12 protein-coding genes are annotated in these 16,846 nt (G+C 70.4%); 1 reads left to right on the plus strand and 11 read right to left on the minus strand.

The features are described from left to right. Positions 1-425: 425 nt before the first annotated feature. The 10 genes from AMK19_RS38310 to nrdR all read right to left on the minus strand — a co-directional run bounded on the left by AMK19_RS38310 (position 426) and on the right by nrdR (position 13,469). Positions 426-3,476, minus strand: a complete 3,051-nt coding sequence (locus AMK19_RS38310; protein WP_073817517.1) for an Ig-like domain-containing protein — start codon at positions 3,474-3,476, stop codon at positions 426-428. A gap of 327 nt (positions 3,477-3,803) precedes the next feature. Further along, the gene (locus AMK19_RS29765) at positions 3,804-4,760 is read right to left on the minus strand and encodes a carbohydrate ABC transporter permease (RefSeq protein WP_073817520.1); all 957 of its coding nucleotides are present in this window, start codon (positions 4,758-4,760) and stop codon (positions 3,804-3,806) included. Further along, a complete protein-coding gene (locus AMK19_RS29770; RefSeq protein ID WP_073817524.1) occupies positions 4,757-5,782 on the minus strand; it encodes a carbohydrate ABC transporter permease in 1,026 nt (341 codons plus the stop codon). Before AMK19_RS29770 ends, AMK19_RS29765 begins: the two co-directional genes overlap by 4 nt. Positions 5,783-5,892: 110 nt before the next feature. Then, positions 5,893-7,263 carry an ABC transporter substrate-binding protein gene (locus AMK19_RS29775; protein WP_073817527.1) on the minus strand — a complete coding sequence of 457 codons (1,371 nt, stop codon included), beginning with the start codon at positions 7,261-7,263 and terminating at the stop codon, positions 5,893-5,895. A gap of 182 nt (positions 7,264-7,445) precedes the next feature. Continuing rightward, positions 7,446-8,012: a Clp protease N-terminal domain-containing protein gene (locus tag AMK19_RS29780; RefSeq protein WP_073817531.1), complete on the minus strand. Its 567-nt coding sequence runs from the start codon at positions 8,010-8,012 to the stop codon at positions 7,446-7,448. Between the two features lies 1 nt (position 8,013). Further along, positions 8,014-8,244 carry an RNA polymerase subunit sigma-70 gene (locus AMK19_RS29785; protein ID WP_073817535.1) on the minus strand — a complete coding sequence of 77 codons (231 nt, stop codon included), beginning with the start codon at positions 8,242-8,244 and terminating at the stop codon, positions 8,014-8,016. Between the two features lie 52 nt (positions 8,245-8,296). Beyond that, a complete protein-coding gene (locus tag AMK19_RS29790; protein WP_073817702.1) occupies positions 8,297-9,049 on the minus strand; it encodes an SDR family oxidoreductase in 753 nt (250 codons plus the stop codon). A 92-nt stretch (positions 9,050-9,141) separates the two neighbouring features. Beyond that, positions 9,142-9,873 carry a hypothetical protein gene (locus AMK19_RS29795; protein WP_073817538.1) on the minus strand — a complete coding sequence of 244 codons (732 nt, stop codon included), beginning with the start codon at positions 9,871-9,873 and terminating at the stop codon, positions 9,142-9,144. 84 nt (positions 9,874-9,957) lie between these two features. Then, positions 9,958-12,837, minus strand: a complete 2,880-nt coding sequence (locus tag AMK19_RS29800) for a vitamin B12-dependent ribonucleotide reductase (protein WP_073817541.1) — start codon at positions 12,835-12,837, stop codon at positions 9,958-9,960. Between the two features lie 155 nt (positions 12,838-12,992). Next, positions 12,993-13,469 (minus strand): transcriptional regulator NrdR, encoded by a 477-nt coding sequence (gene nrdR / locus AMK19_RS29805; protein ID WP_043909810.1) that lies wholly within the window; start codon positions 13,467-13,469, stop codon positions 12,993-12,995. Between the two features lie 442 nt (positions 13,470-13,911). Between nrdR and lexA the strand changes: the two genes are divergently transcribed. Further along, positions 13,912-14,637: a transcriptional repressor LexA gene (gene lexA / locus AMK19_RS29810; protein ID WP_143200471.1), complete on the plus strand. Its 726-nt coding sequence runs from the start codon at positions 13,912-13,914 to the stop codon at positions 14,635-14,637. A gap of 122 nt (positions 14,638-14,759) precedes the next feature. Here lexA and AMK19_RS29815 read toward each other — a convergent pair whose 3' ends face one another. After that, positions 14,760-16,841, minus strand: a complete 2,082-nt coding sequence (locus tag AMK19_RS29815) for an ATP-dependent DNA helicase (protein ID WP_241844647.1) — start codon at positions 16,839-16,841, stop codon at positions 14,760-14,762. Between the last annotated feature and the right edge of the window lie 5 nt (positions 16,842-16,846).

The raw sequence follows: 16,846 nt of genomic DNA on the forward strand, positions 1-16,846 counted from the left end.
CCGTCACCCACGCCGTTCCTGCCGCTCCTGCCGCTCCCGGAGGGACCCTGAACGGGTCGGCCGGCGCCGACGCCCCGCTCGCACCCTGCCCCGCCGGGGGCGCCCCGTGCGCACCCGCCCCGGCCGGCGGCTGTCCGCCGGATCCGGCGGCGCCGCTGGTGTCGCTGGTGCCGCTGGAGTCGGACGACTGCGACATGAAACCCCCTCAGAATGCGGGCATGCGAAGGTTTTCGGCCAGTCGCATGCCTGGTCGTGCCGGTGACTCTAGAACCGTAGACCCATTTCTGAACAGGTTCAAAAAGCCGCCGGGGCGGCTTGGTCACAGAGTTGTGACACAGACCGCCCCGGCAGGGGTGGAGCAGAGCCCGATCAAGCAGAGCCCGACCGGGCAGAACCGATCAGGCCGACCAGGCCGACCAGGCCGATCAGTAGGCCCCGTACAGCGAGTACACGAGGTTGTCCTTCACAGCGGTTCCGAAGCTCGCGGGGAAGGTGCCGAACGGCACGCTCGCGCTGCTGTAGACGCCGGACCCGGCGGGTCCGGAGCTGTAGTGCATGTTGTTGACGGTGGAGCTGGTGCCGTTGGAGTTGTAGACCAGCCAGTACGTGGTGTTGGCGGCCAGGGTGTAGCTGATGGAGGCGGTGTTCCAGGCGTTGGCGCTCAGCGAGCCGACCGAGCTGGTGGCCAGCAGGGCGTCCGGCGAGCCGCCGTTGTCGCTGTAGACGGCGATCTGGAACTGATTGTTGGGCGAGGCGCTGGTCTGGCCGATGTGCACGTTCAGCGAGGTGAGCGCGATCGGCGCGGCCCCAGTGGTGATCTTCGAGCCGTTGAGGTGGTTGGAGTTGGTGTCGTCGAGCAGGGTGCCGACGGCGTTGTTGCCGATGGTCTGCGGCGGCGCGCCGGCGGTGGTGAAGGCCGCGGTGTAGGCCGCCGTCTGGGTGTTGCCCGCCAGGTCCTTCACGTTGGCGACGCTCAGCGTGTAGCCGGTGTTGAGCGAGAGCGCGGCGTTCGGGGTGAAGGTGACGGTGTTGGTCGCGGAGTCCAGCGCGACGGTGCCGGCCACCGCGGTGCCACCGGTGGTGGTCTTCAGGGTGACGTTGGCGGCGGTGACGGTTGCCGCCTGGACCGGCTCGCTGAAGGAGGCCTTCACCGGAGCGGTGGCGGCGACGCCGGTGGCACCGTTGGCCGGCACGGAGCCGGTGACGGTCGGCGCGACGGTGTCGGTGCCGTACGTGGCCGTGTAGGAGCCGACGTTGCCGTCGAAGAACGCGTAGGTGATGCCGTGGATGGTCTCGATCCGGTAGTTGACGGTGGTGGCGCCCTGCTTGATGCCGGTGAGGGTGCCGCCCGCCGAGTTGACCGGGACCATGGCCCGCAGGCCGTTGGCGCCGCCGGTGATGCTGAAGCTCAGCGTGTTCGCGCTCCACGCCATCCCGGAGAACGCCGAACCGTTGCGGAAGTCCAGCCAGTTCAGCAGCTGGCGGCCGGAGACCACGGGCGTGCCGTGCGCCTTGGCCGAGGCGACGACCTGGTCGGACGCGGTGGACGCCGCGTAGTCGGTGTGGATGTTGGCGGTCAGGACGGTGTAGTAGCCCTTGGCGTTGTACGCGTTGTCCAGCAGCGTGTTGACGGTGCTGGGCATGGACTGCCCGGACTCGTCGGTGAGTTGGGTGGTGGCCTGGTACTCGTTGATGGTCGCGCCGTTGGTGTCCGCGTACTTCATCGGCAGGCCGGTGCCGTTGAAGTAGCCGGGCCGGTCCTGCACGAAGCTGCCCGGGTAGTAGTAGTAATCGGTGTCCAGCCGGATGCCGTTGGCGAGCTTGGTCTTGGCCTGGGTGGCCCAGTCGTCCCACTCGACGCAGTGGGTGCGGGTGCTGTCCGGGTTGGGCAGCGAGGGGTACTTGGCCTTCCAGGCGGCGAGCTGGGTGGTGTAGACGTTCGCCAGGTCGGTGGGGGCGCCCCACGGCGTGCAGTTGGTGGTGATGTGGGTGCTGATCTCGAAGCCCTGGTCGGAGTAGGCCTTGGCCTGGGCGTCGGTCATCGGCCCGCTGGCGTAGACGTTGGACGAGGCGCGCACGCACTCCCAGTTGGCGACGTTGCAGCCGGTCGGGCTCTGCGCGATGTAGCCGTCGAAGCGCCCGGTGGTGCCGCCGATGCCGTGGTCGTCACCGGTCATCACGACGACGGCCTTGACGTCGCGGGGGAAGTACCAGAACTTCGGCAGCGGCTTCTTGGCGGCGTCCATGGTGGTGACCAGGTTGCCGAGCAGGCGCTGCTGCTCGTCGGCGATCGGGATCTGCGCCTTGTCGAGGTTGTTCCAGTTGAGCTGTCCGCCGGTGCCGAAGAACATCTCGCTGGCCTCGATGCCGTCCACGTTGTCGCGCTGCTGGCCGCCCCAGGCGATGTTGCCCTGGCGGGTCTGCACGACGGACCTGGCGAGGTCGAAGGTGAACGCGGCGGCCTGGCCGGTGCCGACGGTGCGCAGCGTGACGGCCGGGTTGGTGGTGGCGACGGCGGTGTCGCTGTACAGGGTGGCAACGGCGGTGGCGCCGTTCAGCGTGTACTTGTCCGCGGTGCCGTGGTAGCCCATGGTGTCGGAGGTCAGTCCGGTGCCGGGCGCGGCCGTGGTATCGATCTTCAGGTAGGAGTCGGCCAGCGTGTCGGTGGTGGCGGTGAGGCCGAGCAGCCCGGCGAGCTGCTTGTCGGGCCGCATCGCGACGAGCCGTCCGCCGCCGTTGACCCAGGTGGTGAACATGGTGGTCTGGGCGGCCGTCAGCTGGTTCTCCGCGAGCAGCACCACGTCGTACGAGGCGAGCGTGGTGGAGGTGACGGTGCTCAGGTCGGCGGTCTTGTAGTAGTTCAGGCCCTCGGCCTTGAGGATCTCGCCGTAGTACGAGGTGTACGGGTTGGCCGGGTCGGTGACCAGCAGGATCGGGCCTTCGTTGCCGGGGCCGCTGCCGGGCGTGGTGCTGCCGCCGCCGGACGGGGTGTAGGTGGCGTAGATGGAGTAGTTGAGGCTGCCGGTGGAGACGGCGCCGAAGCTGCTGGGCCAGGTGCCGAAGGCCTGGCCGCCGGTGGAGTAGCCGCTCTGGCCGCCGCTGGCGTAGTTGAGGTTGTTGACCGCCGCGGAGACGCCGTTGGAGTTGTACGCCAGCCAGTAGGGCGTGTTGGGCGCAAGGGTCGCGGTGACCGGCAGGGTGTTCCAGGAGTGCGCGGTGAGCGTGCCCGATGCGGAGGAGCCGAGCAGCGGGCCGGGCTTGCCGGCGACGTCGCCGTACACCGCGACCTGGTACTGGTCGTTGGGCGTGGCGCCGACGGCGCCCACGTACACGCTGACGCTGTTGACGGCTCCGCCGCTGGAGCCGGTCACGAAGCGCGAGGTGTTGATGTAGTTGGAGTCACCGGAGTCGGTGGCGGTGCCGGTCGTGTTGTTGCCGAGTACGGCGGTCGCCGCGTGTGCCGCGGGCGCCGCCATCAGTCCGGTGGATGCGAGCAGGGCAACGAGCAGCCCGGCGAGTCGTTTTCTGAACCTCAACGCCAACCCCCCAAGGTCGGATGACCGGATGAACGGCAGAAGTGCCGCCCTCCGTCCTATCGGCTCCGACCCCGGCGCGTCCGCAGAACCCTCACATCACAGCCACGACTTCCGGCCAACTCGAACGCGAATGCTCCGCATCCGACCGGTTTGTCTGCACACCTTCAACACACTCCGTCGTGTTCAACAGTTGAACGACCGCCCAGCCCTGTCCGACAGCCCTCCGACCGACCGCCCAACCCTGCCGAACAGCCCTTCACCGACCGCTCAGCCCTTCACCGATCCGGCGAGCAGCCCGCGGACGAAGTAGCGCTGGAGCGCGAAGAACACCGCCAGCGGCACGATGATCGACAGGAAGGCGCCCGCGGACAGCAGTTCCCAGCGGCTGCCGTTGGAGCCGGACAGCTGGGCGAGTCGGGAGGTCATCGGCGCGACCGTCGGGTTGCCGCCGGCGAAGGTGAGCGCAACCAGCAGGTCGTTCCACACCCACAGGAACTGGAAGATGGCGAACGAGGCCAGCGCGGGGGCGCTCAGCGGCAGCACGATCGAGCGGAAGATCTTGAAGTGCGAGGCGCCGTCCACCACGGCGGCCTCCATCAGGTCGCGGGGCAGCTGGGCGATGAAGTTGTGCAGCAGGAAGATCGCCAGCGGCAGCGCGAACATCGTGTGGGTCAGCCACACCGGCAGGTAGGTGTCCTTCAGGTTGAGCGCCGGGATCACCGTCACCGAGCCGAGGTGCGCACCGCCGGAGAACAGCCGCAGCAGCGGGATCAGCGCCATCTGCAGCGGCACGATCTGCAGCGCGAAGATCACGAAGAACAGCGTGTCGCTTCCCTTGAACCGCACCCAGGCCAGCGCGTACGCCGCCATCGCGGCCAGCACCAGCGGGAACACGGTGGCGGGGATGCTGATCGCCACCGAGTTGACCAGGTACGGCATCAGGCCGCCGGAGGTGCCGAAGGAGTTGTCGAACAGCACCGACCGGTAGTTCTCCAGCCCGAGGTCGGGGTGGACGAACGCCTCCCACCAGCCGGTGGAGGCGACGTCGCCCTTGGGTCGCAGCGAGGTGACCAGCAGGCCGACGGTCGGAAGCGTCCACAGCGCGGTGACGGCGACCACCAGGATGCTCGCCAGCGGGCTGCTGAAGGACCGTCGGACGGCCTTCGCGGGCGGCAGTTCGGGCTTCGCGGCCGTGGTGGGGGCGAGGGTGGGCTGGGCGCTCATCGGGTCGCACGCTCCTTGCGCAGCAGGGCGATGTTGTAGACCACCAGCGGGGCCACCGCGAGGAACAGGATCACCGCGAGGGCGCTGCCTCGGCCGTAGTTGTACTGCTCGAAGCTCTGCGAGTACATCTCGTTGGCGAGCACCTGGGTGCCGAAGTTGCCGCCGGTCATGGTGCGGACGATGTCGAAGGCCTTCAGTGTGATGATCATGATTGTGGTGAGCACCACCACCAGCGTGGTGCGGATCATCGGCACGGTGACGTGCCGGAACAGCCGCAGGCCGGTGGCCCCGTCGAGCCGGGCGGCCTCGGTGATCTCGTCCGGGATGGCCTTGATGGCGGCGGACAGCACCACCATGGCGAAGCCGGTCTGCACCCAGACCAGGACGGCCATCAGCAGGAAGCTGTTCAGCGGCTGGGACAGGATCCAGTTCGGCGGGTCGTCCCAGCCGACCGCGACGGCGAGTTGGCTGAGCAGGCCGACCTGGCTCTGCCCGCTGCCGCGCGACTCGTACACCAGCTTGAAGACGATCGAGGCGGCCACCAGGGAGACCGCCATCGGCATGAAGATCAGCGACTTCCAGACCGCCTGCCCGCGCATCCGGTCCACCATCAGGGCCAGCGCGAGGCCGAGTCCGGTGGCCGTGAGGGGGGCGACGACCAGCCACAGCAGGGTGTTCAGCAGCACCCCGTGGATGGGTGAACTGGTCAGCGCCCAACCGTAGTTCTTCCCGCCGACGAACTTCGCGCCGTCGGCGTCCAGGAAGCTCAGCACGACGGTGCGCAGCAGCGGCACCACCAGGCCGGTGAGCAGCAGCACGATCGCCGGGCCGAGCATCAGCACGATCGCCAGCGGCCGGGAGAGGCGTCCGGTGGCGCGGCCGGCCGCGTAGAACACGGCCAGCAGGACGCCGACGAAGCCCAGCACGGCGGCACCGGTGTTGCCGAACTTGACTGCCGCGTCCTGCCAGAGCGAGTCCGCGAGCTGGAGCGCCGGCCCGGCGAGCCGGGTGTCGGTGGGCATGCGCAGGGGTCCTTCCTCAAGACCTGTGGGATCTCAGGACGTTGTGGCTCGGGGCATGGGGAGGGCAGCGCGGGCAGGACCGCCCGCCCGCGCTGCCCGGGGGCCTCGGCCTACTGCGGCCAGGCGGCGTCGATGTCGGCGGCGGTCTTCTGGATCGACTGGCCCTCGGCGAACCAGGCGGTGAGCGCCTTCCATTCGGCGCCGGCGCCGACCGCGGCGGGCATCAGGTCGGACCCGTCGAAGCGGAAGGTGGCCGTCGGGTCGGTCAGCGACTCGGCCGACAGCTTGTCGATCGGGTCGGTGTAGAGGCTCTTGTCGACGCCCTGGTTGGCGGACACCCAGCCGGGCGAGACCTTGACCCGGCTGCTCGCCCAGTCGGAGCTGGACAGGTAGTTCTGCACGGCCTGCACCTCGGGCCGGTCGGAGAACGCGGCGGCGAACTCGCCGCCGCCCTCGACCGGGCTGGTGACCTGCGGGTTCACCGCGGGCAGGTGGAAGGCGAAGACGTCGCCGTCGGGGCCGATGGCGGTGCCCTTGGGCCACTGCGCCCGGTAGAAGGACGCCTGCTGGAGCATCGCGCACTTGTTGCTGAGGATCGGCGTGCCGGCGTCCTGGAAGGTGGTGGTGGCGATCGACTTGACGTCGCCGAAGCCGCCGTTGACCCAGGCCGGGTTCTGCATCCAGTCGGCGACGGTCTTCATCGCGGTGGTGATCTTCTCGTCGGAGAACTTCACCTTGTGGCTGACCCACTGGTCGTAGACGTCGCCGCCGTAGGAGCCGAGGACGACCTCCTCCAGCCAGTCGGTGGCCGGCCAGCCGGTGGCGGTGCCGGAGCCGATGCCACCGCACCAGGGCTTCGTCGTCCCGGCCTTGGCGATCTTGTCGCTGAGCGCCATCAGGTCGGCCCAGGTCTTGGGGACTTCGTACCCGGCGGCCTTGAAGGCCTTCGGCGAGTACCAGACCAGGGACTTCATGTTGGCGCTCATCGGCGCGGCGTAGAAGGTGCCGTTGACCGACCCGTAGGTCTTCCAGATCGGCGACCACTTGTTCTCGTTGTCGACGGTCTGCTGGGCGGGCTTGACCACCTTGCCGGTCTTCACCATCTGGGCGAGCAGGCCGGGCTGCGGGATGATCGCCAGGTCGGGGGCGTTGCCGCCGGCCACCCGGACCGGCAGCTGCGACTCGAAGTCGTTGGAGCCCTCGTAGACGATCTTGATGCCGGTGCAGGAGCTGAAGTCGGCCCAGGACTTCTCCAGCGAGTCCGACTCGGGCGCCAGGATCGACGCGTACATCGACACCTTGGTACCCGAATGGCCCGCGTAGGGCTGGTACTTGGCGCAGTCACCGGTGAGCGCGGCGGCGGACGAGCCGCCCCCGCCGCCGGACGAGGAGCTGTTGGAGCAGGCGGCTGTCAGTGCCAGTGCCAGAACTGCCGGTACGGCCAGCAGCCTCCGGCGTCCAGTGGTCACGGGGGTGGTCAATGCGGTCCTCCTTGCAAGGGCATGGACATGCCAGCCGTAAGACGAACAACACTGCGCTGTACCGGAGATGAAGGGTGTACCCAGCCGATCGCTGGCTCAAAGACGTTAACCCAGTGACCGACCCACGCCAAGGAGCGCGTTCGACCTTCATCCACCAGCACCCCAGTTGTGACCGCGCCGTGCTACGAGGCCGCCGCCCGGCCGTCGGTCGGCAGCGCCTCGGCGTCCCGCTCCAGGGCCGCCAGGTCGACGCCCCGCTCGCGCAGCAGTCGCACCGCCGTGCCGCCGCCCTCGCGGATCAGGCCGAGCAGCAGATGGCCGGTCTCGATCCGCCGCACCCGCCCGTCGGCCGCGGCGCGCAGCGACAGCGCCATCACCCGTTTGGCCCGGTCGGTGAACCGCGGCCCGCTCCACCGCGAGCGCCCGCCGGCCGGCGGGGCGTCCAGCGCGCCCGGGCCGAACGTCGACTCGACGGCCTCGCGCACCGCCGCCAGGTCGATGCCGATCGCCGCCAGCGCGGCGCCGTCATGCTCGGGGTCCGGGCCGCCCAGCGCGCGGGCCACCGCGAGCCGGCCGGCCTCCAGGTCCAGGCCGAAGCGGCCGAGCAGCCGGGCGGCCGGATCCTGCGGCTGGGCCAGCAGGCCGAGCAGCAGGTGCTCGGTGCCCAGGTGGCGGTGGCCCAGCCGCTGCGCCTCGTCGCCGGCCAGCGTCACCGTGCGACGGGCCTCCGTCGCGAATCGTTCGAACATTTCAGTCCCCTCCCCGGGCGGTCGTCCGCCGCGCGTGCTTCTTGTGCACCGCCTGCCTGGTGACGCCCAGGCAGACCGCGATGTCGTGCCACGACCAGCCCTTGCCGCGGGCGTTGCCGACCTGGAGTTCCTCCAGCCGGTCGGCCAGATCGCGCAGGGCCCGGACGGCGCGCAGGCCGATGGCCGGGTCGCCGCTGCTCGCGTCGGCCGCGAGCTGTCTCGTCTCGCTCATGATGTCAACATAGGTTGACACGATCGGGGCCGTCAACCCCGGTTGACAGAAATCAGTACCGTTCCGCCAGGTACTCCGCGAAGGTGATCCGCCCGTCCGCGTGCTCCGGCACCAGGTTCCCGCCCGCCCGCAGCGCCTTCACCGCCCCGCCCGGCGTCGGCACCCGCAGGACCGGCCGACGGCGGCCCCTGGCCTGCAGGAACTCCTGCGCCAGCGCCTCCACCGGACGCACCTGCGGGCCGCCGAAGTCCGCCGCCCGGCCGACCGGCCCGGCCTCCGCGAGGTCCGCCAGCCGCTCGGCGACGTCCCGCACGTCCACCGGCTGGAACGCCACGCCGCGCGGCAGCAGCAGCACCGGCGCCTTCGACAGCCCGTCCAGCATGCGCACCAGCAGGTCGTGGAACTGGGTGGCCCGCAGCACCGTCCAGCCGAGACCGGAGTCGGCGACCAGCCGCTCGCACTCGGCCTTCGCCCGGTAGTAGCCGAGCGGCACCGCGTCCACGCCGACGATCGACACGTACAGCAGGTGCGGGACGCCGGCCTCCCGGGCCGCCGCGACCAGCCGCCGGGTGGCGTCCACGTCCCGCTTGCCGTTGGTGGTCGCGCAGTGCACCACCGTCCCGGCCCCCGCCAGCGCCGCCTCCACCCCGCGCCCGGTCACCAGGTCCGCGACCGCCCAGCCGTGCTCCCCCGGGGTGTGCGCCTGCCGGCTCACCACCCGCACCGGGCACCCCCGCGCCAGCAGCCGGCGCACCACGGCCCGCCCCAGCGTCCCCGTCCCGCCCGTCACCACCAGCTGCCGCATCGCGCTCACCCCATCTCCACCCCCAGCCTGCCCGCGCCGCCCGTCCCCGGCAGCCCGGCCCACGCACCCGGGGGAACGCGGTCACTCTGCGGTCACATGTCCTCCGGCCAGGGGTGGCCGAGCTGTTCCGCGTAGGCGGGGCTGCCGCCGCAGACCCGGCCCTGGGCGCACGGGTCCGCCGAGGTGAGACGGTCGACGAGGTCGGCGGCCAGTTCGACCGGGTCACCGGCGGGGACTGTCAGTTCGACCTGGAACTGCAGGTAGGGCGAATCGTCGAGGCGGTCCGGCACAGCCGGGCGCCAGAAGAAGGTCAGGTCGATCCGGTCAGGGCCCGAGGGCCAGGTCCACACGGCATCGAACTCGCACTCCCAGGCGGCCAACAGCTCCGGCCGGCGGACGAGTTGGGCCTGCACCAGGCGTCCGACGCCGCGTGCGGGCCAGTCCTCGACCCCGGTGCCGGCGCGGTCGAGCTCCGCCAGGTACTGCGCGGCGTCGAACCGGTACGCCGGGAGGTCGAGGTCCTTGAGGTCGGGGTTGCGCCAGCCGTCCCAGACCACGGCGCCACTCTCCTGACGCACCGTCATATACAGGGCGCCGCAGCAGTATTCAGTACACGCCGCCACATGGAGCCGCACCTCTCCGGGCTCGGGGCCGGGCAGCAGCGGGCTGTACGGCCCGAGCAGCGAGCGCGGGTCCGGGCCGATCGGGAGGGCGAACCCGGCGTCCAGCAGGTCGCGCCCGTCGACCAGCAGCCGGAGCTGGCGCCGGCCCTCCGAGGCGTCCTCGATGCGGAGTTCCAGCCGGCTGTTCGATGCGTCGTCCATCCCGGCATTGTGTCCGCACACGACGCAGGGCGCCGACCGAATTGACGGTCGACGCCCTGCTCGCTACTGCACGGTGACAGTGCGTCAGCTGCAGCCGCTGGTGGAGCCGCAGCCCTCGCAGAGGTAGCAGCTGCCGGCGCGGCGCATCTTGGTGCCGCAGGAGAAGCAGAGCGGCGCGTCGGCGTTCAGGCCGAGGCGGATCTCGGCGAGCTCCGTGGAGTTGTGCGCGGCGGCCGCGGGCTTGGGCTGCTCGACGACCGGGAGGGCGACGTGCGGCTTCTCGGCGGCGAGCGGCGCGGACTGGGCGAGGGACTCGACGTCGAGCTCCTCCTCGATCGGCTCGTAGGAGCCGGTCTCCAGGTGCCGGGTGCGCTCCTCGACGGAGTGGATGCCGAGCGCGGAACGGGTCTCGAACGGCAGGAAGTCGAGGGCCAGGCGGCGGAAGATGTAGTCCACGATGGACTGCGCCATCCGCACGTCCGGGTCGTCGGTCAGGCCGGCCGGCTCGAAGCGCATGTTGGTGAACTTGGCGACGTACGTCTCCAGCGGGACGCCGTACTGCAGGCCGACCGAGACGGCGATGGAGAAGGCGTCCATCATGCCCGCGAGGGTCGAACCCTGCTTGGACATCTTCAGGAAGACCTCGCCGAGACCGTCGTCCGGGTAGGAGTTGGCGGTCATGTAGCCCTCGGCGCCGCCGACCGTGAAGGAGGTGGTGATGCCGGGCCGGCCCTTGGGCAGGCGCTTGCGGGTCGGGCGGTACTCGACGACCTTCTCCACCGCGGGAGCGGGCGCGGCGACCGGCTTCGCGACGGGCGTCTTGGCCTTGGTCTTGGCCGAGAGCGGCTGACCGACCTTGCAGTTGTCGCGGTAGATCGCCAGCGCCTTGACGCCGAGCTTCCAGGCCTGGAAGTAGATCTCCTCGACCTCCTCGACGGTGGCGTTCTCCGGCATGTTGACGGTCTTGGAGATCGCGCCGGAGATCCAGGGCTGGATCGCGGCCATCATCCGCACGTGGCCCATCGGGGAGATCGACCGCTCGCCCATCGCGCAGTCGAACACCTCGTAGTGGGCGGCCTTCAGGCCGGGCGCGTCGATGACGTTCCCGTGCTCGGCGATGTGCGCGACGATCGCCTCGATCTGCTCGTCCTGGTAGCCGAGACGCTTCAGGGCACGCGGGACGGTGCCGTTGACGATCTGCATCGAGCCGCCGCCGACCAGCTTCTTGAACTTGACCAGGGCGAGGTCGGGTTCGACGCCGGTGGTGTCGCAGTCCATCATCAGGCCGATGGTGCCGGTCGGGGCGAGCACCGAGGCCTGCGCGTTGCGGAAGCCGTGCTGCGCGCCGAGCCGGACCACGTCCGACCAGGCGTCGTTGGCGACGGCCCACACCGGCGAGTCCAGGTCGTCCAGCGGGGCGACCGCGGCGGAGGCGTCCGCGTGCTGCTTCATCACCCGCTGGTGCGGGGCGGCGTTGCGGGCGTAGCCGTCGTACGGGCCGACCACGCCGGCGAGTTCGGCGGAGCGGCGGTAGGCGGTGCCGGTCATCAGGGAGGTGATCGCGCCGGCCAGGGCGCGGCCGCCCTCGGAGTCGTAGGCGTGGCCGGTCGCCATCAGCAGCGCGCCGAGGTTGGCGTAGCCGATGCCGAGCTGGCGGTAGGCGCGGGTGGTCTCGCCGATCTTCTCGGTCGGGAAGTCGGCGAAGCAGATGGAGATGTCCATCGCGGTGATGACCAGCTCGACGACCTTGGCGAAAGCCCCCGCGTCAAAGGTGTCGTCGTCGCGGAGGAACTTCATCAGGTTCAGCGAGGCCAGGTTGCAGCTGGAGTTGTCCAGGTGCATGTACTCGGAGCACGGGTTGGAGGCGTTGATCCGGCCCGACTCGGGGCAGGTGTGCCAGTGGTTGATCACCGAGTCGTACTGGATGCCCGGGTCGGCGCAGGCCCACGCGGCCTCGGCCATCTTGCGGAACAGGCCCTTGGCGTCGACGGTCTCGATGACCTCGCCGGTCATCCGGCCGCGCAGGCCGAAGCCGGTGCCGTTCTCGACCGCGGTCATGAACTCGTCGTTCACGCGCACCGAGTTGTTGGCGTTCTGGTACTGGACGGAGGCGATGTCGTCGCCGCCGAGGTCCATGTCGAACCCCGCGTCGCGCAGCGCGCGGATCTTCTCCTCCTCCTTCACCTTGGTCTCGATGAAGGCCTCGACGTCCGGGTGGTCGACGTCCAGGACGACCATCTTCGCGGCCCGGCGGGTCGCGCCGCCGGACTTGATGGTGCCGGCCGAGGCGTCGGCGCCGCGCATGAAGGAGACCGGGCCGGAGGCGTTGCCGCCGGAGGAGAGCAGTTCCTTGGAGGAGCGGATCCGGGAGAGGTTCAGGCCGGCGCCCGAGCCGCCCTTGAAGATCATGCCCTCTTCCTTGTACCAGTCGAGGATCGACTCCATGGAGTCGTCGACGGACAGGATGAAGCAGGCGGAGACCTGCTGCGGCTGCTGGGTGCCGACGTTGAACCAGACCGGCGAGTTGAAGCTGAACACCTGGTGGAGGAGGGCGTGCGTCAGCTCGTGCTCGAAGATCTCGGCGTCGTCCGGGGAGGCGAAGTAGCCGTGCTTCTCACCGGCGGCGCGGTAGGTCAGCACCACCCGGTCGATGATCTGCTTCAGGCTCCACTCGCGCTGCGGGGTGCCGACCGCGCCGCGGAAGTACTTGCTGGTGACGATGTTCACGGCGTTCACCGACCAGAAGTCGGGGAACTCGACGCCGCGCTGCTCGAAGTTGATCGACCCGTCGCGCCAGTTGGTCATCACGACGTCGCGGCGCTCCCAGGTGACCGCGTCGTACGGGTGAACGCCAGGGGTGGTGTAGATCCGCTCCAGCCGCAGGCCGCCCTTCGCCGCCTTGGCGCCCTTCGCGGCCTTCTCCGACTTCGACCCGCGTGCGGAACCACTCGTGGTGTCTGTCATGCCTTGCTCTCCTCCTCCTGGGCAAACGCCCGAAGTGCCCTGAAAAGTCCGGGCACGACTGGTTCGTTCTCCTGGTGCGCGGGCAGGCGGAAGCCCGACCACGGCACACGGGTACTGCGGTGATGTGAATGAAGAAACGTGAAAGGAACCCGGCCTTACGGCACGGGCACCGGAACGGGGGCCGCGGGCCGCTCGGAGCGCAGCTCCGCGATCGCGGCCTCGAAGTCCTCGAGGTTGTCGAACGCCCGGTAGACGGAGGCGAACCGCAGGTACGCCACCACATCGAGCTCCTTGAGCGGGCCGAGTATCGCCAGGCCCACGTCGTGCGTGGAGAGCTCGGCGCTGCCGCTGGCCCGCACGCACTCCTCGACCCGCTGCCCGAGCTGGGCGAGCGCGTCCTCGGTGACCGGGCGGCCCTGGCAGGCCTTGCGCACACCCGAGATCACCTTCTCGCGGGAGAAGGGCTCGGTGACACCACTGCGCTTGATCACCATCAAAGTGGCGGTCTCGACGGTGGTGAACCGGCGGCTGCAGTCCGGGCACTGCCGACGGCGGCGGATCGAGCAGCCGTCGTCGCTGGCTCGGCTGTCCACGACTCGGCTGTCCGGATGCCGGCAGAAGGGGCAGTGCACCTGGAACTCCCTCCCTGCGACCCGACGGCGTACGACTCGCACCACTCTACCCGAAGCGAAACACAAGACCTGTGCCCGATCGAGGACACTAGCCACTAGATCTAGTGGCGGACGCTGCGCCACGCCGGGCGAACGGGTGAGAGCCGAGGACACCGCGCACCGGGACCCCATAGACTGTTCGAGTCGAACATGCAATCGACTTACACCCGGAGGCTTGATCACGTCAGGCAACCTCGAATAAATTCACTCGAACGTGTGTTTGGCGCAACCTTTCGATAGGGGTGCCAGTTGAGCTGGGCAGTTGGAGCACCAGTCGAGAGGGTCGCCCGCGATGTCCACCCCCAGCGCCGCCAGCGTCATGCACACCGTCGAAGCCAAGACCGCCATCCCGGTGCAGGAGCGTTCCGCGCGCACCACTGACCAGGAGAGCATGGATCAGACCATGAGCCGTAGTCAGCCGATCGAGGAGTCCCCGCTCGGTGTGCCCACCCCCGTCGTCCGCGCCCTCCCCGGCCGACCCCCCGGCATCCGCACCGACGAAGCGGGCCTGACGGATCGCCAGCGCCGCGTCATCGAGGTCATCCGGGATTCCGTCCAGCGTCGCGGCTACCCGCCGTCCATGCGCGAGATCGGCCAGGCCGTCGGCCTCTCCTCCACCTCCTCGGTCGCCCACCAGCTGATGGCCCTCGAACGCAAGGGCTTCCTGCGCCGCGACCCGCACCGCCCGCGCGCCTACGAGGTCCGCGGCGTCGAGGTCGCCCGCCCCGCCGCGGCCGAGACCTCCGGCCGGCCCTCCACCTCCTACGTCCCGCTGGTCGGCCGGATCGCCGCCGGCGGGCCCATCCTGGCCGAACAGACCGTCGAGGACGTCTTCCCGCTGCCCCGTCAACTGGTCGGCGAGGGCGAGCTGTTCGCGCTCACGGTCAAGGGCGACTCGATGATCGACGCCGCGATCTGCGACGGCGACTGGGTCACCGTCCGCCGCCAGCCGGTCGCCGAGAACGGGGACATCGTCGCGGCGATGATCGACGGCGAGGCGACGGTGAAGCGCCTGAAGCGCGAGGACGGGAAGATCTGGCTGATGCCGCACAACATGGCGTACGAGCCGATTCCCGGCGACAACGCGACCATCCTCGGCAAGGTCGTGGCGGTCCTCCGCCGGCTTTGACCTTCTGCGGATCGGCCCGAGGAGAGAGGTTCTCTCCTCGGGCCGATCTCTGCGTTCGGGGGTGGTTGCCCGCGCAGTCTCCCGCGTCCCCGGTTGTGCGCCTCCTGCTCAGCGCCTCCTGCTCAGCGCGCCCTGACCGGCGGAGCCGAGGCGTCGATCGCGGAGAGCGACCTGCGGACCTGGTTGCGGTCGGTGGTGTACCAGAAGTCCGGCATGGAGGAGCGGAAGAAGCTCCCGTACCGCGCCGTCGCCAGGCGGGGGTCGAGGACGGCGACGACGCCGCGGTCGTCCGCCGCGCGGACGAGGCGGCCGGCGCCCTGGGCCATCAGCAGCGCGGCGTGGGTCGCGGCGACCGCCATGAACCCGTTGCCGCCGCGGGACTCGACGTCCTTCTGGCGGGCGCTCATCAGCGGGTCGTCGGGGCGTGGGAAGGGGATCCGGTCCATGACGACGAGCTGGCAGGCCGAGCCGGGGACGTCGACGCCCTGCCAGAGCGAGAGGGTGCCGAACAGGCAGGTCTTCGCGTCGGAGGCGAAGGCGCGGATGAGTTCGCCGAGGGTGTCCTCGCCCTGGAGCAGGATCGGCACGTCCAGCCGCTCGCGCAGCGCCTCCGCCGCGGCCTGCGCGGCCCGCATCGAGGAGAACAGGCCGAGGGTGCGGCCGCCCGAGGCGCCGATCAGCTCGGTGAGTTCGTCGAGCATCTCGGGCCGGTCGGGTTCCCGGCCGGGCGGCGGCAGGTGCTTGGCGACGTAGAGGATGCCCTGCTTGGGGTAGGTGAACGGGGAGCCGACGTCCAGCCCGCGCCAGTACGGCGGCGCGTCCTCGCCGGTCTCGGCGGTCGGCCCGTCGGGCGTGCGGTGGTCGGGCAGCCTGGTCTCGCCGGGCAGGCCGAGGGACGCGGCGACGCCGAGAAAGTCACCGCCGAGCTTGAGCGTGGCGGAGGTGAGGACGACCGAGCGGTCCTTGTACAGGTTCTCCCGCAGCAGCCCGGAGACGGACAGCGGCGCGACCCGCAGCGAGGCGGTGCCGAGGCCGAAGCGGTCGCTGCGTTCGATCCAGATGACGTCGTACTCGGAGCCGGTGAGCAGCCGGTCCGCCGTCTCGTGCAGGGTCTCCGCGGAGGCCATCGCCTGCTTGCGGACGGCGTCCTCGTCGCTGAGGCCCTTGTCGCGGGTCTCGCCGAGCGAGGTGATCACCTGGCGGCAGGCGTCCCGGATGCCGGCGACGGCGTAGCCGAGGTACTCGGGGAGTTCCTCGATCTGGCCGGGCTGCGCGGTCTCCATCAGGCCGTGGAAGTTCTCGGCGGCGGCCTGCAGCGCGTCCACCGCCTTCTCGTTGGCGAGTTTGGCCGCGCGCTTGACGGCCCGGTTGACCGCGCCGACGGTGAGTTCGGCGGTGGCGGCGCCGGTGACCCGGTTCACCAGCTCGTGCGCCTCGTCGATGATCAGCAGGCCGTGTTCGGGGAGGACGGGCGCGCCCTCGATCGCGTCGATCGCCAGCATCGCGTGGTTGGTGACCACCACGTCCGCCAACTTGGCGCGTTCGCGGGCCTGTTCGGCGAAGCACTCCTGGCCGTAGGCGCACCGGGAGGCGCCCAGGCACTCCTTGGAGGTGACGGACAGCTGGGCCCAGGCCTTGTCGGAGACGCCCGGGGTGAGGTCGTCGCGGTCGCCGGTCTCGCTCTCGCCGGCCCAGTCGCGCAGCCGCAGCACGTCCTGGCCGAGCTTGCCGGCGGGCCCGCCGAGCGCGTCGACCGGGTCGAACAGGCCCTCGCCCTCGTCGCTCGGGGTGCCCTCGTTGGCGCGATGCAGGCACAGGTAGTTGGAGCGGCCCTTGAGCATCGCGTACAGCGGGCGGCGGCGCAGCGTCGGGTGCAGGGCGTCGACGGTGCGTGGCAGGTCGCGTTCGACGAGCTGGCGCTGGAGGGCGAGCGTCGCGGTGGCGATCACCACGTTGTCGCCGTGGGCGAGGGCGGGCACCAGGTACGCGAGGGACTTTCCGGTGCCGGTGCCGGCCTGGACGAGGAGGTGTTCGCCCTCGTCGACGGCGGCGGCGACCGCCTCGGCCATCCGGACCTGCCCGGGCCGCTCCACGCCGCCGACGGCGGTGACGGCGGCGTGCAGCAGCTCGGGGACGGGGGAGGCGGGGGCGGGAGGCGCCGATGCGTCCGGGCCGCCGGGCAGGGGTGCGGTGTCGTTCGTCATGACCT

Origin of the sequence: Kitasatospora sp. CB01950, from assembly GCF_001905465.1 — a bacterium.
Lineage (GTDB): Bacteria > Actinomycetota > Actinomycetes > Streptomycetales > Streptomycetaceae > Kitasatospora.